Genomic DNA, 20869 nt, shown 5'->3' with positions numbered 1-20869 from the left:
CGGCCTTTTGCGTGTTAGACCAGGGCCTTCTCGACTGTGTCGAAGCCCTTAAGGACGTCCTGCCCCAGGAGGACGACGGTGCCAACGATGAGAGCGGCGATCAGAGCCACGAGCAGACCGTATTCAACAGCCGTCGCGCCCTTCTCCTCGTTGGTGAAGCGATCCTTGACGCCGGCGATGAACGAGATAACGGAAACCATGAGAGATGACATTGGAAAATCCTTCCCAGAATTAATATGGCAAATGATGAATGACGAACTCCGAATTGAAATTCGTCCGACTTTCGAACTGCCCCCATGTAGCCTTTAGCGGTTCGGAATTCGATGAGATAAGAATTCACCAGGGCAGGCAGAAGCCACAATGCGTAGTCGTACTCGATTTCATGGGCCACTCATTACTTGGTGGCGCACTGCGGAGGCCGTGAGTACTCAGTTTCGACGGCCATAACAGGCGGAAACTACTTGGTTTGCGAAGCAGTCTTATTAATTGCGGTGCACAGTGGGGCCTGAGTAAGGGCGTACTTACCTTTGGTTAGTTCATGAGCAGGGCCACGCCCAGGGCAGCGACTACCATTGCAGGGCCGTGAGCCGTCTCCACGGGTTTTTCGGCTGATCGCACGCGCAACATCAGGACCGTGAGCACCCCGCCCACCACGAATCCCAGAAGCCCCCCGAAGAGTACTTGGCCCCAACCCAAGTACCCCAAGTACAGCCCTAGGGGCGCTGCGAGCTTCACATCGCCCATTCCGAGGCTTCCCGGCGAAAAAAGTCCCAGAATTAAGTAGCCGGCGAACAGGATCGCTCCTCCGGCGAGAGCTCGAATCAAGTCCGCCCATCCTGGCGTGAGGGCAGCGGAGGCAAGGAGCAGGACCAATCCGCCCCCAAACAAAAGTAAAACCAGTGCGTTCGGCAGCAAGTGGACGGTGAAATCAATCCGCGAAAGCTGAACGCCAAGCAATGCCAATAAAAGAAATGCCGGCAACTCCGGAGAAAACCCAAAACGCCACGCCAGTAAGCCAAAAAGCAGCGCGGTGACCCCCGCCGTCGTGATCCGGACCTTGAGGGCAGGCGCGCCGCCGAGTCGCGGCAGCGTGCGGGCGATCACTAGCTCGGCAGTAGGGCTGAGCAGCAACCCGAGGAGCGCAATGAGGAGCGGGACGCCGGGGCCATCGTTCATGTTTCTCCCTTAGTAAAAGTGCGCTACCCCTGGGGGCGGTCACCCCATTTTGACCCGGGCGCCCTAGTGACGGTATTGTTTAGAGTCGTTGTGCGTGTCCTATCTCGATGACACATGCCTTCCGGGGGATCCAGTTGCAGGATCGCTAACTCCTGAGGCATTTCGAGATCTTGGGATAACTGGTACATAGAGCCCTCACCTCTGCTCCGGTAGCGCATACATAGTAGGTGCACGCCTTATTGCGTGCCGCCTAAAACATGAACGCCAGAACAAGAACGAGGCAAAACCGTGCGTACGTACACCCCGAAGCCCGGCGATATCAACCGCCAGTGGCACGTCATTGACGCCACCGACGTTGTCCTTGGTCGTCTTGCCAGCCAGACCGCAACACTGCTGCGCGGAAAGCACAAGCCGACCTTTGCGTCCCACATGGACATGGGCGACTTCGTCATCATCATCAACGCTGAAAAGGTTGCCCTCACCGGCGCCAAGCTGGAGCAGAAGCGCGCATACCGCCACTCCGGTTACCCGGGCGGCCTGACCTCCGTCAACTACGCCGAGCTGTTGGAATCCAACCCGGTTCGCGCTGTTGAGAAGGCCATCAAGGGCATGCTCCCCAAGAACTCCCTCGCCGCTCAGCAGCTGGGCAAGCTCAAGGTCTACGCAGGCCCGGAGCACCCCCACGCTGCACAGCAGCCGAAGACTTTCGAAATCACCCAGGTCGCCCAGTAGTCCTGGCCACCAACCAACTTTTCATTACAAGGAGAACCGTGGCTCAGAACGAAGAACTGACCGCCGAAGCCGTCGAGGCTGAGGAAACCCTCACCAGCTACACCTCTGAAAGCACATCTGCTGAAGATGCGCCCAAGAAGGAGCGCCCGGCACTGACCGTTGCCGGTGCAGCTGTTGGCCGCCGCAAGGAAGCCGTTGCACGCGTTCGCGTTGTGCCGGGTTCCGGCAAGTGGACCATCAACGGCCGCACGCTGGACAACTACTTCCCGAACAAGCTGCACCAGCAGGACGTCAACGAGCCCTTCAAGATCCTTGATCTCGAAGGCGCTTACGACGTCATCGCCCGTATCCACGGCGGTGGCATCTCCGGCCAGGCCGGTGCACTGCGTCTCGGTGTTGCTCGCTCGCTGAACGAGATCGACGTCGACAACAACCGCGCCACCCTCAAGAAGGCCGGTTACTTGAGCCGTGACGCCCGCGTCATCGAGCGCAAGAAGGCTGGTCTCAAGAAGGCACGTAAGGCTCAGCAGTACTCCAAGCGCTAAACACGCTTACAAGCGCTTTCAGCGCTTACTCGAAAGCCCGTTCCGCCGTTTCGGCGGGGCGGGCTTTCGTCGTTTAACAACCCAGGCAGGGAGTCAGGAAACGCACCGCAAGTGACCTGTTGAACCGGTGGTGTCCTGTCGTCGTCTAAACTTGACCCGATGTCTAGATTATTTGGAACAGATGGCGTCCGCGGTCTCGCGAACGGATTGCTCACCGCTGAACTGGCTATGCAGCTCGCGCAGGCGGCCGCCGTCGTACTCGGCCATGACCGCACAACTGATGGCAAGCGGCCGCGCGCCGTCGTCGCAAGGGATCCCAGAGCCAGCGGCGAGTTCCTTGCTGCGGCCGTGGAGGCTGGGCTTTCCAGCTCCGGCATCGACGTCTACGACGCCGGTGTGCTCCCCACCCCTGCCGCGGCTTACCTCGTGGCGGATCTCGACGCCGATTTCGGCGTCATGTTGTCGGCCTCCCACAACCCGGCGCCGGACAACGGTATTAAGTTCTTTGCACGGGGCGGTCAGAAGCTCCCGGACGATGTTGAGGACGCCATCGAGGCGCAGCTGGGTAAAGAGCCGCAGCGCCCGGTAGGCGCCGACGTCGGACGCATCCAACGGTTCTCAGACGCCGAGGACAGGTACATCGTGCACCTGCTCGGCACGCTGCCCAAGCGCTTGGAAGGCTTGAAGGTGGTCCTCGACTGCGCCCATGGTGCAGCGAGCGGCTGTTCACCCCAGGTGTTCAAGGACGCCGGGGCTGAGGTCGTAGTTATCGGAGCAGAGCCCGACGGCCTCAACATCAACGACGGCGTAGGTTCCACCCACTTGGGTCCGCTGAAAGAAGCTGTGGTTAAACACGGCGCGGACCTTGGCGTAGCCCATGACGGCGATGCCGACCGCTGCCTGGCAGTTGACCATGAAGGCAACGAAGTGGACGGCGACCAGATCATGGCGATCCTGGCGCTGGCACTGAAGGAAGCCGGAAAGCTCAAGGACAACATCCTCGTGGCCACGGTCATGAGTAACCTCGGCCTAAAGATCGCCCTTCGCGATGCCGGCATCACTATCCGGGAGACCGGTGTTGGTGACCGTTACGTCTTGGAGGAAATGCGCGACGGCGGGTACAACCTTGGCGGCGAACAGTCCGGCCATGTGATCTTCTCGGACTTCGCAACTACAGGTGATGGTGTCCTGACCGGGCTTCAGCTCGCCGCGCAGGTCGCCCTGACGGGCCGCAGCCTCAAGGACCTGTCCAGCGCCATGACAAAGCTTCCGCAGCTCATGATCAACGTCAAGGACGTTGACAAGGCCCGGGCCGCCACCGATGAAGGCGTTGCCGAGGCCGTTGCCGCAGCGGAGCTCGAACTCGGTGAGACGGGCCGTGTGCTGCTCCGCCCTTCAGGCACTGAGGCACTGGTCCGTGTCATGGTGGAAGCCGCTGACATGGAGACGGCCGAGCGCATCTGCAAGGGCCTTGCTGCCGTGGTCAAGGAGCGTTTGGGCGCTCCCAGCGAATTGGCAGTCTAGGAAAGCTCACTTTTTTGGCCCGCTGTCCTGCTTGAGTAGAAGCAGGACAGCGGGCCTCAGTGTTTAAGGTTCTAGAGGTAGTCCGGCGCTGCTTCGAGCCCGAAGTACTCTTCCAGGGTCGCGATGCCCCGCGTGGCCATGTCGGTTGCCGCCTCCACGCCGATGTAGCGCAGGTGCCAGGACTCGTAGAAGTACCCGGTAGTGTCGTGGAACATCCACGGATAGCGGACCACAAAGCCGAACTTGTGGGCATTGGCTTTCGCCCACACTGCGGCGGGTTGTTCGGCGAAGCATGGTTGGAAGCTGCACGCTCCGCCACCATCGCCAATGTCGAAGGACCACCCCGTCTGATGCTCGGAGTGCCCTGGGCGGGCGGAGGCGCGGTCCGCTGCCGCCTGCCCGGTGCTCGCTACGTACCCGTTGTACGTGGCCACTTGGGTGGAATAGGAACGGTAGCCGGAGGCCAACGTCATGATGATGCCCTCCGAGGCTGCTGCCCCGAACATCTTCTCTGCCGCGGCCGCCGTCGTGCTGTTAAGCAAAGCCGCTTCGCCGCTGACGGCGAGCTGTATGTTCGGCTGGACCAAATCTGCCGGAACGAAGTCCTGGGGAGCCAAGGGCCGGTGCTTGTTGACCACAACCCAGGGACTCGTGGGGTCCGTCAGCGAGTGCTGCGGGGCAACGGAACTCGACGGGGCGGTGCTGGACGGTTCAGCGCTGGGCGCGGGTTCGACGGGTGCAGGCTCGGTGGCTGTGGCACCGGGGGTGGCGGCGGAAGGCGTTTCGGAGGCCGAGGGAACCCCGCTGGCGGCGTTGGCCGCAACAGGGGAGGGTGCAGTGTTGTCCGGTGCGCAGGCGGCGAGGGCCGCCATTCCTGCACCTGCGGTCAGCAGGCTCGCGAAAGCGCGACGGCTCGGCATCGGCTGAGGATTGTTGGCCACGCTAGACCTTCCTCAGGAGCATGCGGCGGATGGAGTGGTCTGCGTCCTTGGTGAGTACCAACTGCGCACGTCCGCGGGTCGGCAGAACATTCTCCTCAAGGTTCGGCTCGTTGATGCGCTTCCAAATGCCGCGTGCCGTGGACTCAGCGTCGTCGTCCGACAGTGTGGCGTAGCGGTGGAAGTAGGACTCGGGCTGGGCGAAGGCTGTGGTTCTCAGCTTCCGGAAGCGGTCCACGTACCATTCCTCAATGTAGGAGGTTTTGGCGTCGACGTAGATGGAGAAATCGAAGAAGTCGCTGACTGCGAGCCCCTGTTTGCCATCCATTCGTGGACGGGCGGGGGCCAGGACGTTGAGGCCTTCAACGATCAGCACATCGGGGCGCCGGACCACGACTTCCTTCCCGGGCACGATGTCGTACGTAACGTGGGAGTACCACGGGGCGCGGACTTCCTCGGCGCCGCCTTTGACTTCCGAGACGAAGCGGAGAAGGCCTCGGCGGTCGTAGGACTCCGGAAATCCCTTTCGCTCCAGCAGGTGCCGACGCTTAAGCTCCGCCAAGGGGTACAGAAAGCCATCAGTGGTGATGAGCTCCACGTTGGGAGTCCCTGGCCAGCGCCTGAGCATTTCCCGGAGCACACGGGCGATGGTGGACTTGCCAACAGCAACCGAACCGGCCACACCGATCACGAACGGCGTGCGCTGGGTTTGTTCGCCCAGGAACGTGGTGGTGGCTGCGTGGAGCTGATGCGACGCCTCGACGTACAGATGCAGGAGGCGTGACAGGGGGAGGTAGACCTCCCGGACTTCCTTCATGTCCAAGGGGTCGCCGAGGCCGCGGAGGCGGAAAATGTCCTCTTCGTTGAGGGGCTGCTCCATCTGCGCTGCAAGCCGGGACCACGTTTGACGGTCCAGCTCTACAAACGGGGAAGCGCCGTCGCCATTAGCTTCGGTGCGTTGCAAAGTCACGCTCATGATTCTGCCCTCCGCGGGGCTGATCAGGAAATGCGCGACGACCGGCAGGTGAATTGTGAGTGATGGAATGCGCCGGGGCGGTCAAGGAGCTGGGATGTCCCACATCAGTTGTTTGCACTAGCCGCTAGGCTTGTACCCATGTGTGGAATCGTAGGCTATGTTGGCAATTCGTCTCGCAAGGCAGCTGGATACAGCGCTCTTGACGTTGTGGTGGAAGGGCTGCGCCGTCTGGAATACCGCGGCTATGACTCCGCCGGCGTCGCAGTAGTGGCTGATGGGACCATCTCGTCCCGTAAAAAGTCCGGCAAGCTGAGCAACCTGATCGCAGAACTGGAAGCAAGTCCCGTTCCCGAGTCCATGACCGGCATTGGCCACACGCGGTGGGCTACCCACGGCGGACCCACCGACCGTAACGCGCACCCGCACCTCTCCGACGGTGGCAAGCTCGCGGTCATTCACAACGGCATCATTGAAAACTTCGCTGAGCTCAAACAGGAACTGCTGGGCAAAGGCGTCACCTTCGAATCGGAAACCGACACCGAAGTTGCTGCCGCCCTCATCGGTGACATCTTCCGCAACCAACTCAATGGCGACGGCGGCAACCTCACCGAGGCGATGCGCCTGGCCTGCCAGCGACTCGAAGGCGCTTTCACCCTTCTCGCAGTCCACGCAGACCAGCCCGACGTCGTCGTGGCTGCCCGCCGCAACTCCCCGCTCGTTGTGGGCCTTGGCGATGGCGAGAACTTCCTCGGCTCCGACGTTTCCGGCTTCATCGACTACACCCGCCGCGCAGTGGAACTGGGCCAGGACCAGATTGTCACCATCACCGCGGACTCCGTGGAGATCACCGACTTCTTCGGCGCTCCCGCCGAGGGCAAGGCATACCACGTTGACTGGGACCCTGCTTCTGCCGAAAAGGGTGGATTCAGCTCCTTCATGGAGAAGGAAATCCACGACCAGCCGGACGCCGTAGCGCAGACCCTCCTGGGCCGCTCGGACCTCAACGGCAAACTCACTCTTGACGAAGTCCGCATCGATCCGGAGCTCCTCAAGCAGGTGGACAAGATCATCGTGCTGGCTTGCGGTACCGCAGCCTACGCCGGCCTCGTGGCCAAGTACGCAATCGAGAATTGGTGCCGGATCCCCACCGAGGTGGAGCTCGCCCACGAGTTCCGCTACCGCGACCCCATCGTTGATTCCAACACGCTGGTGGTTTCCATCAGCCAGTCGGGCGAAACCATGGACACGCTGATGGCTGTCCGTTACGCCCGCGAGCAGGGCGCCAAGACCATCTCCATCTGCAACACCAACGGTTCGACCATCCCGCGCGAATCCGACGCCGTGCTTTACACACACGCAGGCCCGGAAATCGCCGTTGCGTCCACCAAGGCATTCCTGGCGCAGATCACTGCTGCCTACCTGCTGGGCCTCTATCTGGCCCAGTTGCGCGGCAACATCTTCTCCGGACAGATCAAGGATGTCCTGGCGGACCTCAACAAGATCCCGGCCAAGATCCAGAAAATCCTGGACAACGCAGGGCCCTTGCGCGAACTCGCGCGGAGCATGAAGGACGAGAAGTCCGTCCTGTTCCTGGGTCGCCACGTTGGCTACCCGGTTGCCCTAGAGGGTGCCTTGAAGCTCAAGGAAATCGCCTACATCCACGCTGAAGGTTTCGCTGCCGGCGAGCTCAAGCACGGTCCGATCGCCCTGATCGACGACGGCCAGCCGGTGTTCGTTGTGGTGCCGTCTCCGCGTGGCCGGGACTCCCTGCACTCCAAGGTAGTCAGCAACATCCAGGAAGTCCGCGCACGTGGTGCCCGTACCTTGGTCATCGCTGAAGAAGGTGACGAGTCCGTCAAGGATTACGCAGAGCACGTCTTCTACGTACCGGAGACTCCCACCTTGCTGATGCCGCTGCTCACCACCGTTCCGCTGCAGATCTTTGCTGCTGAATTGGCTGGCGCCAAGGGTTACGACGTCGATCAGCCGCGTAACCTCGCCAAGAGCGTGACCGTAGAATAACGCCATGATTGTTGGCATTGGCGTAGACGTCGTAGACATCGAGCGGTTCGGCCGGCAGTTGGAACGGACACCCGGACTCCGGGACCGTCTGTTTGTTCCTGCCGAGCGGGAACTCAACACCCGGTCCTTGGCAGCACGTTTTGCTGCCAAGGAAGCGGTGGCCAAGGTTCTGGGCGCTCCGGCGGGCATGAACTGGCAGGATTGCTGGATCGGCCTCGACGAGAACGGACCTACCGTCCAGGTCAAGGGAACGGTGCTTGCCGTGGCCGAGGCCAAGGGCGTCAAGCGCTGGCACCTGTCCATGAGCCACGACGGGGGAATCGCCACGGCGACTGTCCTCGCCGAGGGCTAAACGGACTTATAAGCAATGATCAGCGCCTTCACCGGACAACAGATCAGGGATGCGGAACAACCGCTCCTGGCCTCCGGTGAGGGCGCTGTTCTTATGCAGCGGGCGGCTTACGGGTTGGCCCATGCGGTGGCTCGTGAGGTCAAAAAGAGGCGAAAGCTTGCGGGTGCGAGCGTCACGGTGCTGGTCGGCAAGGGCAACAACGGCGGCGATGGCCTCTTCGCTGCGGCTTTGCTGGCCCGACGCGGAATGCGCACGACGGCGGTCCTCGCCGCGGCTGAAGTCCATGCGGAGGCGCTGGCTGCTTTTGTTGCGGCCGGAGGGCGTGTTGTGCGGCTGGAGGCCGCGAACGCGGAAGAGCTCGCAGTCCTGTGCGCCGGGGATGACGTCATTATTGATGCCCTGCTCGGGACCGGCGCGCGCGGTGGGCTGCGGGACGCCTCTGCCGAACTGGTGGCCTCGCTTCAAGAGCTGCGTCCTCGCTTGGTAGTGGCTTGCGACCTCCCCAGCGGACTGGACGCAAACACCGGCGAAGTGCATTGGCCGGTGCTGGATGCGGATGTCACCGTGACATTCGGCGGCATCAAGGCCGGGCTCATGGCAGATCCGGGTGAAGGCTGTGCCGGACGCGTGGAGCGGGTTCCGATCGGTATCGAGAAACAGCTGGAACACAACAGCCCCGAGCTTCGGAGGCTCACTGCCTCGGACATCGGCGCTTTGCTGCCCAACCCCGGCCGGCGCGCCCACAAATACTCCCGGGGCGTCCTTGGTGTAGTAGCGGGTTCGGCGCGTTTTGCCGGAGCGGCTGTCTTGAGCGTGCACGCGGCTGCTCTCGCCGGCTCGGGCATGGTGCGCTACCTCGGACCCCAAGCAGCAGCTCAACTGGTTCTGGCCCGAACCCCGGAAGCCCTCTGGGAAACGGATGATCCCGGCCGCGTCCAAGCATGGTTACTAGGGTCCGGGGTCGCCGGCGAGGAACAGCTGGAGCGGGCGAGGGATGCCGGATCGTCGGCCCTCGCCGACGGGTTGCCGGTGATTGTGGATGCAGGAGCTTTGAGCCTCCTGCCGGATCGTTGCCCGCCCCATTGGATTTTGACTCCCCACGCCGGTGAGATGGCCACGTTGCTGGGTTCGCTTCCTTCTACGGGCGAGGTAAAAGTCACCCGCGACGACGTCGAATCCCGGCCCCTGCACTTTGTGCGTCAGGCCGCCGAACAAACCGGAGCCACCGTGCTCCTGAAGGGTGCCACCACTCTGGTGTCCTCGCCGTCGGGCGTTGTCTTCAGTCAATCGGATGGCACCGCTTGGATGGCGACAGCAGGCAGCGGCGATGTTCTGGCCGGCGTTCTGGGCGCGTTGCTGGCGCAGGCGGCTGAATCGATCAATGATGACGACGGCGCGTATGCCCGCTTGGGCTTGAAGCTCGAGGACCGCTGGGCCGCCCTCGCCGCGGTGGCGGCGAGCGTCCACGGCCGGGCAGGAGCCCTGGCGTCCGCAAATTTTGACGGAGGACCCCTTACCGCGTCGGCGATCATGGCAGCTGTACCACGCGTCATTGGTTCGCTCAACGCGGAATACGACCGAACAAGACCGTAAGGTTGCTGTCGGTGTCTGGGGGCATGAGTAGGCTTGCAACAGTTGTTCGCATCATCAAGAGGAGAACGCATGGAAGTCTGGCCTGGATCGGCTTATCCGCTGGGTGCCACCTTTGACGGCACCGGAACCAACTTCGCGCTGTTTAGCGAGAAGGCCGAAAAAGTAGAGCTTTGCCTCTTCGACGACGACGGCGCGGAGGTTCGCGTCGCTGTTACCGAGGTAGACGGTTATGTGTGGCACTGTTACCTGCCGCAGGTTCAGCCCGGGCAGAAGTACGGCTACCGTGTGCACGGGCCTTACGACCCCGACGCGGGCCAGCGCTTCAACCCCAACAAGCTGCTGCTGGATCCTTACGCCAAGGCCATCCACCGGCAGATCGACTGGGACCCTTCCCTGTTCTCGTACAACATGGGGGACCCGGATTCCCGCAATGACGAGGACTCCGCGCCGCACATGATGCTGGGCGTGGTCATCAACCCGTTCTTCGACTGGGACGGCGACAAGCTCTTGCGGATTCCGTACCACAAGTCCGTGATCTACGAGGCACATGTCAAGGGCCTCACCCAGATGCATCCGGAAGTGCCCGAGGAGCAACGCGGCACGTATGCCGGCGTCGCCCACCCGGCTGTTATTTCCCATCTGCAGAAGCTGGGGATCACGGCCATCGAACTCATGCCGGTGCACCAGTTCGTCAACGACGGCATCCTGCAGGACAAGGGCCTGAACAACTACTGGGGCTACAACACCATCGGTTTCTTCGCGCCCCACAACAGTTACAGCTCCAAGGGTGATACCGGCCAGCAGGTCCAGGACTTCAAGGCCATGGTGCGGGCGCTGCACACCGCTGGTATCGAGGTCATCCTCGACGTCGTGTACAACCACACCGCCGAGGGAAACCACCTTGGACCCACCCTGTCTTTCAAGGGCATTGACAACTCCGCGTACTACCGCCTGGTGGAAGACGACCAGAAGTACTACATGGATTACACCGGCACGGGCAACTCGCTCAACGTCCGCAGCCCGCACTCGCTCCAGCTGCTCATGGATTCGCTGCGTTACTGGGTCACCGAGATGCACGTTGACGGATTCCGTTTCGACCTCGCCTCCACGCTGGCCCGTGAGTTCTACGATGTGGACAAGCTGTCCACCTTCTTCGAACTCATCCAGCAGGACCCGGTAGTGTCCCAAGTCAAGCTCATTGCTGAGCCGTGGGACGTTGGACCTGGTGGGTATCAGGTGGGTAACTTCCCTCCGCAATGGACGGAGTGGAACGGCCAATACCGCGACACCGTCCGCGACTTCTGGCGCGGGGAACCTTCCACCTTGGGCGAGTTCGCTTCCCGGCTCACCGGCTCGGCGGACCTCTACGAACATTCCGGGCGTCGCCCTGTGGCGTCGATTAACTTCGTCACCGCACACGATGGCTTTACCCTGGCCGACCTCGTCTCCTACAACGAGAAGCACAACGAGGCCAACGGTGAAGACAACAACGACGGCGAATCCCACAACCGTTCCTGGAACTGCGGTGCGGAAGGGCCCACGGATGATCCCACGGTCCTTGGCCTGAGGGCGCGTCAGCAGCGCAACTTCATAGCCTCGCTGTTCCTGTCCCAGGGCGTTCCCATGCTTCTGCACGGAGACGAACTCGGCAGGACCCAAAACGGCAACAACAACGGTTACTGCCAGGACTCAGAGTTGACGTGGATCAACTGGGACAACGTTGACCAACCCCTGATCGAGTTCACGGCGGCGGTTAGCGCACTCCGGGCCAAACACCCCAGCCTGCGTCGCAGCCGATTCTTCGATGGGCGCCCGGTGCTCCGTGGAGAAGGCGAGCGTCTGCCGGACATCGTATGGCTGGACGCTGACGCGAGCACTATGACGCCGTCCGATTGGGACGAAGCTTTGGGACGCTCCGTGGGCGTGTTCCTCAATGGAGACGGTATCCATGGCCGGGATACACAGGGGCGACGCATCACCGACGTCAATTTCCTGTTGTACTTCAACGCCGACCAGGACGAAGTAGGCTTCCGGATTCCTTCCGATGAGTATGCGCCTGCTTGGGATGTCATGATCGATACCGCTGGAGAAGGTGCTGAAGCCGGCGTCATCAAGCCCGATCAGATCCTCATGGTAGGCGGCAAGTCCTTGGTGGTACTTCGCGCCCACAGCACTCCTGAGATTGAACCCGATCACTCGGTGGCAGCCTCCCTTGCAGCTCTTACGCAGACAAGCACTCCGGAAACGGCATCCATCACCGCCCCTGCAGTGACGTCCTTGCCGTTCGACTACAAGGCGGACGCGCCGGCTGAGTCCAAGGACGCCGGCGACCCGAAGAAGGCGGACTCGTGAAAACCCCCGTTTCGACGTACCGGCTCCAAATTCGCCCGAGCTTCACGTTGCAGGATGCGGCTGAGCTCACCGGATACTTGCGCACCCTGGGAATCGATTGGGTCTACGTCTCACCGATCCTCACCGCGGAGAAGGGTTCGGATCACGGCTATGACGTCACCGATCCCTCCACTGTGGATCCCTCAAGGGGAGGGCCCGAGGGGCTTTCCGCACTGTCCGCGGCAGCGAAGGACAAGGGTCTGGGCATCCTGGCCGACATCGTGCCCAACCACATGGGTGTTGCTTCGCCCAAGCAGAATGCGTGGTGGTGGCAGCTGCTGAAGGAAGGCCGCGGTTCAAAATACGCCGAGGCTTTCGACGTCGACTGGGACTTCGGCGGCGGGAAGATCCGCATCCCTGTCCTGGGCAGTGACGACGACCTTGACGAGCTGAAGGTGGTGGACGACGAACTGCGGTACTACGATCACAGTTTCCCGTTGGCCGAAGGAACGTACGCGTCCGGGGATAGCCCGCGCGAGGTCCATGAGCGGCAGCACTATGAGTTGGTCGGCTGGCGCCGGGCCGACGCTGACCTGAACTACCGCCGGTTCTTTGCTGTTAACACCTTGGCCGGAGTGCGCGTTGAGGTTCCCTGGGTCTTTGACGAGTCCCATAAAGAGATTGTTCGCTGGTTCCGTGAAGGCCTGGTGGACGGGCTGAGGATCGACCACCCGGATGGGCTCGCCGATCCCGAGGGATACCTCGCAAGGCTGCGCGAAGCGACGGCGGGCGCTTACCTTTTGGTGGAAAAGATCCTGGAACCGGGGGAGCAGTTGCCGGAGACCTTCGACTGCGAAGGCACCACCGGGTATGACGCCTTGGCCGACGTTGACCGTCTTTTTGTGGACCCAGCGGCTGAAGAGTACCTGAACTCCCTTGATGCCCGTCTGCGGAACGCGGACGCCCCAGCGGATTACCACGCCATGATTCATGCGACCAAGCGTCGGATCGCGGATGGCATCTTGCGCTCGGAGATCCTGCGTCTTGCCCGCCTTGTGCCTGAATCCTTGGAACTGCCGTTCGCCAAGGTGGCCGACGCCCTGGCTGAAGTCATCTGCTGCTTCCCTATCTACAGGACATATCTGCCCTATGGCGGGAAGACCCTCGTAGAGTCCGTGGAAAACGCCGCCAGGGAGCGCCCCGACCTGGCAACTGTCCTCAGCCAGCTTCAGCCTCTCCTGTTGGATGAATCCAGCCTGCTGGCCCAGCGTTTCCAGCAGACATCCGGCATGGTGATGGCCAAGGGCGTGGAGGACACCGCGTTCTTCCGCTACACGCGGCTTGGATCACTGACGGAAGTGGGCGCTGATCCCACGGAATTCTCCATCCCCAGCGGAGTCTTCCATGAGCGCATGGCCCGAAGGCAGCAGCTCTTGCCGCTCTCCATGACCACCCTGAGCACGCACGACACCAAGCGGAGCGAGGATGCACGGGCCAGGATCTCGGTCATCTCCGAGGCAGTACCGGAATGGGAGCTGTTCCTTGGCACCGTTCAGGAGCTCGCCCCCATCCCGGACGGACCCCTCTCCGCCTTGGTCTGGCAGTCAATCGTCGGCGCGTGGCCTGCAGATCGCCAACGACTGCAGTCCTACGCCTTGAAAGCGGCCCGCGAAGCCGGGAACTCCACCAACTGGACCGACCCCAACCAGGAGTTCGAGCGTAAGTTGGCTACCGCCGTCGACGCCGTTTTCGACGTCCCCGAGGTTGCCGCCGCGCTGACGAACTTCGTGGAAGAACTCGAACCCTACGGAACGTCCAACTCGCTGTCCGCCAAACTGATCCAGCTGACCATGCCCGGCGTCCCGGACGTCTACCAAGGGACGGAATTCAGGGACGGTTCACTGACGGACCCCGACAACCGGCGGCCGGTGGACTTCCAAGCCCGCATCGCTGCCTTGGCGGAGCTGGATGATGGCGCCAAGCCCGCGTTCACGGATGAATCCGCCAAACTCCTGGTGGTTTCCCGCGCACTAAGGCTGCGCCGTGACAGGCCTGAGCTGTTCGCCGGTTACCTACCGGTCGCGGCCCAAGGCGCTGCAGCGGGACACGTGGTGGCTTTCGACCGCGGGGCGGACCGTCGCGGAGCCCTCACCGTTGCCACACGCCTGCCCAAGCGGCTCGCAAGCGAAGGCGGCTGGCGGGACACGACCATTGAATTGACTGTGAACTGCCGGGATGAACTCACGGGAGCTACATACGGGGCCGGTGCTGTTCCGGTGGCCACCTTGCTGGAGCATTACCCGGTGGCCCTGTTGGTGCCCACGGCCTGATCGCTGGACTGGCCTGATCGCTGGACTGGCCTGATCGCTGGACTGGCCTGATCGCTGGACTGGCCTGATCGCTGGACTGGCCTGATCGCTGGACTGGCAACATCGTCACTGCAAAGCACGCTTAAACACGTACAGGGGAGCTTGATGCTGGAGCACGCTGCTGGAAAAAACCGTTACGACGTTTGGGCGCCGAACGCTGGTTCTGTTCGGCTGCTCGCCGACGACCGGGAATACGCCATGGAAAAGCATCACGACGGCGCCGCCTCCGGATGGTGGCGCGCGCCGGCTGATGTGGTGGCAGAGGAAACCGACGGGGTTCGGTACGGCTACGTACTGGACGGGGAGGGTCCGTTCCCCGATCCGCGCTCACGGAGGCAGCCGGACGGGGTTCATCAGCTGTCCGCGACCTTCGATCCCTCCGTCCATGAATGGAAGGACAGCGAGTGGAAAGGGCGGAACCTCAAGGGTTCCGTGATCTACGAACTACATCTGGGCACCTTCACTCCTGAAGGCACGCTGGATGCCGCCGCCGGGAAACTGGACTACCTGGTGGACCTCGGCGTCGATTTCATTGAACTGCTGCCGGTCAACGGGTTCAACGGGGTTCACAACTGGGGCTACGACGGCGTCCTTTGGTATTCCGTTCACGAGCCTTACGGCGGTCCGGCCGCGTACCAGCGCTTTGTGGACGCGGCACATGCAGCGGGCCTTGGTGTCATCCAGGACGTTGTTTACAACCACCTCGGGCCGAGCGGCAACTATCTGCCCAAGTTCGGCCCGTACCTGAAATCGGGAGAGGGCAACACCTGGGGTGATTCCGTAAACCTTGACGGCCCCGGCTCGGACGACGTTCGCCGCTACATTCTGGACAATGCAGCGATGTGGCTCCGGGACTACCATGTGGACGGACTCCGACTCGACGCTGTGCATGCTTTTCGGGACGAGCGCGCCGTGCACATCCTCGAAGAGTTCGGGGCGCTGGGAGACCAGATTGAGGCCGAAACAGGTATACCCAGGACCTTGATCGCTGAATCCGATCTGAACAACCCTCGGCTCATCTACCCGAGCCAGGACAACGGCTACGGTTTGGAAGGCCAATGGAGCGATGACTTCCACCACGCCGTCCACGTCAATCTCAGCGGGGAGACCACCGGCTACTACTCGGACTTCGACTCTCTGGCAGTGCTGGCAAAAGTCCTTGAACATGGATTCCTCCACGACGGAAGCTACTCCAGTTTCAGAGAACGACACCATGGAAGGCCCATTCGGCGTGACTTGGCCCACCCGTCAGCACTGGTGGTCTGCCTCCAGAACCACGACCAAATCGGCAACCGCGCCATCGGTGACAGGCTCACGGCTACGTTGTCCTACGGACAGTTGGCCATCGGCGCTGTGCTGACCATGACATCCCCCTTCACGCCCATGTTGTTCATGGGTGAGGAGTTTGGGGCCTCCACCCCGTGGCAGTTTTTCACGTCCCACCCGGAACCAGAGCTGGGCAAGGCAACAGCCGAGGGGCGGATCAAGGAGTTTGAACGCATGGGATGGGATCCGGCAGTTGTTCCTGATCCGCAGGACCCGGAGACGTTCCAGCGTTCCAAGCTCAAGTGGGATGAAATCGGCGATGGGGACCACGCACGCTTGCTGCAGCTCTACAAGGATTTGGCACAGCTGCGCCGCAACACCCCGGAATTGGTGGAGGGCGGCTTCGGTGAGACTTCCGTTGAGTTCGACGACGACGAACACTGGCTGCAGTTCACCCGCGGCACCGTCCGGGTGGTATGCAACTTCGGGGACGACGCACTCGAAACGCCACTGAGCGGCTCCGTGCTGCTGGCCACCGACGGCGAAGTAGCCCTGGAAGCCGGGACGCTGACGCTTCCCGGCGCTAGCGCCGCCGTCGTGCGCGTCCAGTAAGTCCATGGATCGAGGGTGACGGCGCCCACAATGCGGACAGCGCCGTCACCCCGGTTTATGCAGTGGCAGGATGGTACGTATGACTTATTCGGCTGCGGAAAACCGCTACGAAACCATGCCCTACCGCCGCGTCGGACGCAGCGGACTCAAGCTACCCGCTATCTCGCTGGGCCTTTGGCACAACTTCGGCGACGACAAACGATTCGACGAACAGCGCGCCATCCTCCGCCGTGCATTCGACCTCGGCGTGAACCACTTCGACCTCGCCAACAACTACGGACCGCCGGACGGATCGGCCGAGACCAACTTCGGGCGTCACCTGAAGGACGACTTCAAGCCGTACCGTGACGAACTGGTCATCTCCACCAAAGCCGGTTACTACATGTGGCCCGGCCCTTACGGCGAGTGGGGATCCCGCAAATACCTGATCTCCAGCCTGGACCAGTCGCTGGAGCGCATGGGCCTGGACTATGTGGACATCTTCTACAGCCACCGTCCCGACCCCGAGACGCCGCTGGAAGAGACCATGGGCGCCTTGGACTACGCAGTCCGGTCCGGCAAAGCACTTTACGCGGGCATCTCCTCCTACACCCCGGAGCAGACCCTCGAAGCCGCACGGATCCTGAAGGAGCTTGGCACCCCGCTGCTGATCCATCAGCCCAGCTACTCCATGCTGAACCGGTGGACCGAGAACGGCTCACCCAACCTCTACGAGGCACTGGACCAAGTGGGCGCAGGATCCATCGCGTTCTCACCGCTCGCGCAGGGCATGCTCACCAACCGGTACCTCAACGGCGTTCCGGCGGACTCCCGCGCAGCCAAGGAACGCTTCCTGTCCGAGTCCGCGCTGACGGAAGACAAGCTGGACCGCGTGCGCGGCCTGAACGCCATTGCCGAGGGTCGGGGGCAGACCCTCGCGCAGATGGCCATTGCGTGGATCCTTCGCGATCAGCCCAAGGGTTCGCCGGTGACATCCGCGCTTGTTGGTGCCTCCAGCGTGGCCCAGCTTGAGGACACTCTCAGCGCGATCAACAACCTGAAGTTCACTACAGATGAGCTGACTGCGATTGACGAGTTCGCCGTCGAGTCGGACATCAATCTGTGGGCTCAGAAGTAACCTTCAAGAACTGACATAAACAGCGGAAGCCGGTAGGGAACAAAACCGGCTTCCGCTGTGTTGGTTACAATGCAAGTGTGCGCCGAATGGCGCCGTGCCAATTAGCCGTGCCCTGGACTCAGTCAGGGATGCGCCTGGCACCTGAGGTTATTTCTCAAAAGGAGTTCCGTGTCTTCACATCCGATTCGTGTTGCCATTGTCGGTGTAGGTAACTGCGCCGCATCGCTGGTCCAAGGTGTTCAGTACTATCGCGACGCTGACCCCAAGGCCACGATCCCGGGTCTGATGCACGTCGAGTTCGGCCAGTACCACGTCAACGACGTCCACTTCGTTGCTGCTTTCGACGTCGATAGCAAAAAGGTTGGGCTGGACCTCGCAGACGCCATCGGCGCCAGCGAAAACAACACCATCAAGATTGCCGACGTTCCCGCAACCGGTGTGACTGTTCAGCGCGGCCACACCCTTGACGGTCTTGGCAAGTACTACCGCGAAACGATCGTCGAGGCTCCGGATGAAGCCGTTGACATCGTCGCTGCGCTCCGCGAAGCCAAAGCCGACGTCATGGTCTGCTACCTGCCCGTCGGTTCGGACCAGGCAGCCAAGTTCTACGCCCAGTGCGCCATCGACGCCGGAGTTGCTTTCGTCAACGCCCTCCCGGTCTTCATCGCCGGCACCAAGGAGTGGGCTGACAAGTTCACCGAAGCCGGCGTCCCGATCGTTGGCGACGACATCAAGAGCCAGATCGGTGCCACCATCACGCACCGCGTCATGGCCAAGCTCTTCGAAGACCGCGGCGTCACGCTGGACCGCACATACCAGCTGAACGTCGGCGGCAACATGGACTTCAAGAACATGCTGGAGCGCGACCGCCTCGAGTCCAAGAAGATCTCCAAGACCCAGGCCGTGACCTCGAACGTAGAAGCCGAGCTGCACGCCGACGACGTCCACATCGGACCGTCCGACTACGTTGCCTGGCTCGATGACCGCAAGTGGGCCTTCGTCCGCCTTGAGGGCCGCAACTTCGGTGACGCTCCGGTTTCCCTCGAGTACAAACTCGAAGTGTGGGACTCCCCGAACTCTGCCGGCGTGATCATCGACGCCATCCGCGCTGCGAAGATCGGCTTGGATCGCGGCATCGGCGGTCCGCTGCTTTCCGCCTCGAGCTACTTCATGAAGTCGCCGCCGGAGCAGTTCAACGACGACCTCGCCCGCGACAAGGTTGAAGCCTTCATCCGCGGCGACATCGAGCGCTAAACCACCACGGTTTGAACAGACGCCCTTCCACTGATGTGGGAGGGCGTCTGTCGTTCCCGGACGCTCTCTCACATCCCTCGGGTTTGAGCCGAACGCTCTCTCACATCCCTCGGGTTTGAGCCGGACGCTCTCTCGCATCCCTCGGGTTTGAGCCGGACGCTCTGTCAGGTCCCTCGGGTTTGAGCCGGACGCTGTCTCACATCCCTCGGGTTTGAGCGTGACGCTCTATCACTTTCCTAGAAAGAGTGAGAGAGGGTTGGCCGGAAGGGGGTGGGATGTGAGAGAGGGTTGGCCGGAAGGGGGTGGGATGTGAGAGAGGGTTGGCCGGAAGGGGGTGGGATGTGAGAGAGGGTTAGAAAAGGCCCGTAGGGTTGCCGTCCGCGTCGACGTCCATGCGCATCGCGGCCGGTTCCTTGGGGAGGCCGGGCATGGTCATCACCGCGCCGGTCAACGCAACGATGAAGCCGGCACCCGTCTTGGGAATCAGTTCGCGGACGTGCACGCGGAATCCCTTGGGCGCGCCAAGCCTCGAGGCATCGTCAGTAAACGAGTACTGTGTCTTGGCCATGCACACCGGGAGTCCTGACCAGCCGTTCTTCTCGATCTCGGCGAGACGCTTGAGCGCGGGGACTGAAAACTCCACTCCGTCGGCTCCGTAGATCTCCTGCACAATCGTGCGGATCTTGTCCTCAACACCGAGTTCCAGCGGGTACAGGTGGTGGAAGTTGGACGGGGCTTCCAAAGCTGCTGCGACTTTGGCCGCCAGCTCGTCACCGCCATCGCCTCCGCCCCCTCGGCCCCAGACATCAGCGACGGCTGCTTCCACGCCTTCTGCAGCGCACCAAGCGAGGAGCCACTCAAGTTCCTCGGGAGTGTCTGATCCAAACTTGTTGATGGAAACAACGGGGGAGATACCGAACTTCGCCACGTTTCCCACGTGCCTTTTCAAATTTTCGACGCCGGCGGCGACAGCCTCGACGTTTGGTTCGTTGAGTTTCTCCTTGGGAACGCCGCCCTGCATCTTGAGGGCGCGGATTGTGGCAACCACCACGACGGCGGATGGTGCCACCTCGGCGATGCGCGCTTTGATGTCCATGTACTTCTCGGCACCGAGGTCTGCGCCGAAGCCGGCCTCAGTAACCACGATGTCGGCAAGCTGCATGGCGGTGCTGGTGGCGATCAACGAATTGCAGCCGTGCGCAATGTTCGCGAAGGGACCGCCGTGGACCAAGGCGGGGGTGCCTGCGATGGTTTGGACGAGATTCGGCTTGATGGCGTCCTTCAAAAGCATGGTCAAGGCCCCCTCCACGCCGAGGTCCGAAACGGTGACCGGGGTGCGATCGTAGGTGTACCCGAAGGTGATGCGTCCCAGCCGTTCCCGGAGGTCGTCGAGGTCTGTGGCGAGGCAGAAGACCGCCATGATTTCCGAAGCCACCGTGATATCGAAGCCGTCTTGCCGGGGCACTCCCTGCATGGGCCCGCCGAGTCCGATGACGACTTCCCGCAATGCACGGTCGTTCATGTCCAGCACGCGCTTGAACGTCATGCGGCGTGGATCGATTCCGAGTTGGTTGCCCTGGAAGATGTGGTTATCCACGAGTGCCATGAGGGCGTTGTTTGCGGACGTGATGGCGTGGAAGTCGCCGGTGAAGTGCAGGTTGATGTCATCCATGGGCAACACCTGGGAATAGCCCCCGCCCGTAGCCCCGCCCTTCATGCCGAGGATGGGGCCCAGGGAGGGCTCGCGCAGGGCAATAATCACTTTGTGGCCAGCGCGGGCCAGGGAGTCCGCGAGTCCCACAGTGGTGGTGGACTTGCCCTCGCCTGCCGGGGTGGGGGACATGGCAGAGACCAGCACCACCTTGCCGGGCGCCTTTCCCCGGGGGAGCACCAGCTTGGCCGTATTGATCTTGGCCTTGTACGGCCCATACAGCTCAAGGGCATCCACATTGATGCCCGCGCGTTCGGCGATTGCTTCAACGGGAAGCATGGTGGCGTTGTGGGCAATTTCAAGATCGCTCAGGACCTTGTTTTCAGACATCGTTGTCCTTCGGCTCTGCCC

General features: G+C 62.0%; 16 protein-coding genes. 11 read left to right on the top strand and 5 right to left on the bottom strand.

Annotation, left to right across the window (positions count from 1 at the left end):
- Positions 1 to 14: 14 nt before the first annotated feature.
- Together ARUE_RS15300 and ARUE_RS15295 are read right to left on the bottom strand one after the other, a co-directional pair.
- Positions 15 to 212: a Flp family type IVb pilin gene (locus ARUE_RS15300; RefSeq protein ID WP_011775556.1), complete on the bottom strand. Its 198-nt coding sequence runs from the start codon at positions 210 to 212 to the stop codon at positions 15 to 17.
- 319 nt (positions 213 to 531) lie between these two features.
- Complete coding sequence (locus ARUE_RS15295) at positions 532 to 1176, bottom strand: prepilin peptidase (RefSeq protein ID WP_011775555.1); 645 nt, start codon at positions 1174 to 1176, stop codon at positions 532 to 534.
- Between the two features lie 288 nt (positions 1177 to 1464).
- Between ARUE_RS15295 and rplM the strand changes: the two genes are divergently transcribed.
- The 3 genes from rplM to glmM all read left to right on the top strand — a co-directional run bounded on the left by rplM (position 1465) and on the right by glmM (position 3977).
- Entirely contained in the window at positions 1465 to 1908 is a 444-nt protein-coding gene (rplM, locus tag ARUE_RS15290; RefSeq protein WP_011775554.1) for a 50S ribosomal protein L13, read from the top strand.
- Positions 1909 to 1946: 38 nt separating this feature from the next.
- Positions 1947 to 2453, top strand: coding sequence for a 30S ribosomal protein S9 (gene rpsI, locus ARUE_RS15285; RefSeq protein WP_011775553.1), 507 nt, complete (start codon positions 1947 to 1949; stop codon positions 2451 to 2453).
- Positions 2454 to 2612: 159 nt separating this feature from the next.
- Positions 2613 to 3977, top strand: a complete 1365-nt coding sequence (gene glmM, locus ARUE_RS15280) for a phosphoglucosamine mutase (protein WP_011775552.1) — start codon at positions 2613 to 2615, stop codon at positions 3975 to 3977.
- Between the two features lie 71 nt (positions 3978 to 4048).
- On the opposite strand, the gene ARUE_RS15275 is transcribed toward glmM, so the two are convergent.
- Both ARUE_RS15275 and coaA read right to left on the bottom strand, forming a co-directional pair.
- Positions 4049 to 4918, bottom strand: a complete 870-nt coding sequence (locus tag ARUE_RS15275; protein WP_014922372.1) for a M15 family metallopeptidase — start codon at positions 4916 to 4918, stop codon at positions 4049 to 4051.
- Position 4919: 1 nt separating this feature from the next.
- On the bottom strand, positions 4920 to 5891 hold the full coding sequence (gene coaA / locus ARUE_RS15270) for a type I pantothenate kinase (RefSeq protein ID WP_011775550.1): 972 nt from the start codon (positions 5889 to 5891) through the stop codon (positions 4920 to 4922).
- A 138-nt stretch (positions 5892 to 6029) separates the two neighbouring features.
- Between coaA and glmS the strand changes: the two genes are divergently transcribed.
- The 8 genes from glmS to ARUE_RS15230 all read left to right on the top strand — a co-directional run bounded on the left by glmS (position 6030) and on the right by ARUE_RS15230 (position 18807).
- Positions 6030 to 7913 (top strand): glutamine--fructose-6-phosphate transaminase (isomerizing), encoded by a 1884-nt coding sequence (gene glmS, locus ARUE_RS15265; protein WP_043470495.1) that lies wholly within the window; start codon positions 6030 to 6032, stop codon positions 7911 to 7913.
- A 4-nt stretch (positions 7914 to 7917) separates the two neighbouring features.
- Positions 7918 to 8265, top strand: a complete 348-nt coding sequence (locus ARUE_RS15260) for a holo-ACP synthase (protein WP_011775548.1) — start codon at positions 7918 to 7920, stop codon at positions 8263 to 8265.
- A 15-nt stretch (positions 8266 to 8280) separates the two neighbouring features.
- Positions 8281 to 9858 carry an NAD(P)H-hydrate epimerase gene (locus ARUE_RS15255; protein WP_187329892.1) on the top strand — a complete coding sequence of 526 codons (1578 nt, stop codon included), beginning with the start codon at positions 8281 to 8283 and terminating at the stop codon, positions 9856 to 9858.
- Between the two features lie 69 nt (positions 9859 to 9927).
- A complete protein-coding gene (gene glgX, locus ARUE_RS15250; RefSeq protein ID WP_011775546.1) occupies positions 9928 to 12210 on the top strand; it encodes a glycogen debranching protein GlgX in 2283 nt (760 codons plus the stop codon).
- On the top strand, positions 12207 to 14519 hold the full coding sequence (gene treY / locus ARUE_RS15245; RefSeq protein WP_011775545.1) for a malto-oligosyltrehalose synthase: 2313 nt from the start codon (positions 12207 to 12209) through the stop codon (positions 14517 to 14519). Before glgX ends, treY begins: the two co-directional genes overlap by 4 nt.
- A gap of 144 nt (positions 14520 to 14663) precedes the next feature.
- The gene (treZ, locus tag ARUE_RS15240; protein WP_014922369.1) at positions 14664 to 16436 is read left to right on the top strand and encodes a malto-oligosyltrehalose trehalohydrolase; all 1773 of its coding nucleotides are present in this window, start codon (positions 14664 to 14666) and stop codon (positions 16434 to 16436) included.
- 79 nt (positions 16437 to 16515) lie between these two features.
- A complete protein-coding gene (gene mgrA / locus ARUE_RS15235; RefSeq protein ID WP_014922368.1) occupies positions 16516 to 17553 on the top strand; it encodes an L-glyceraldehyde 3-phosphate reductase in 1038 nt (345 codons plus the stop codon).
- 168 nt (positions 17554 to 17721) lie between these two features.
- Positions 17722 to 18807, top strand: a complete 1086-nt coding sequence (locus tag ARUE_RS15230) for an inositol-3-phosphate synthase (protein ID WP_011775542.1) — start codon at positions 17722 to 17724, stop codon at positions 18805 to 18807.
- 352 nt (positions 18808 to 19159) lie between these two features.
- Here ARUE_RS15230 and ARUE_RS15225 read toward each other — a convergent pair whose 3' ends face one another.
- Entirely contained in the window at positions 19160 to 20848 is a 1689-nt protein-coding gene (locus ARUE_RS15225; protein ID WP_014922367.1) for a formate--tetrahydrofolate ligase, read from the bottom strand.
- Between the last annotated feature and the right edge of the window lie 21 nt (positions 20849 to 20869).

Source organism: Arthrobacter sp. Rue61a (assembly GCF_000294695.2).
GTDB classification, from domain to species: domain Bacteria; phylum Actinomycetota; class Actinomycetes; order Actinomycetales; family Micrococcaceae; genus Arthrobacter; species Arthrobacter aurescens_A.
The sequence above is the reverse complement of the archived record's forward strand: the minus strand, read 5'-3'. Positions and strand labels throughout refer to the sequence as shown.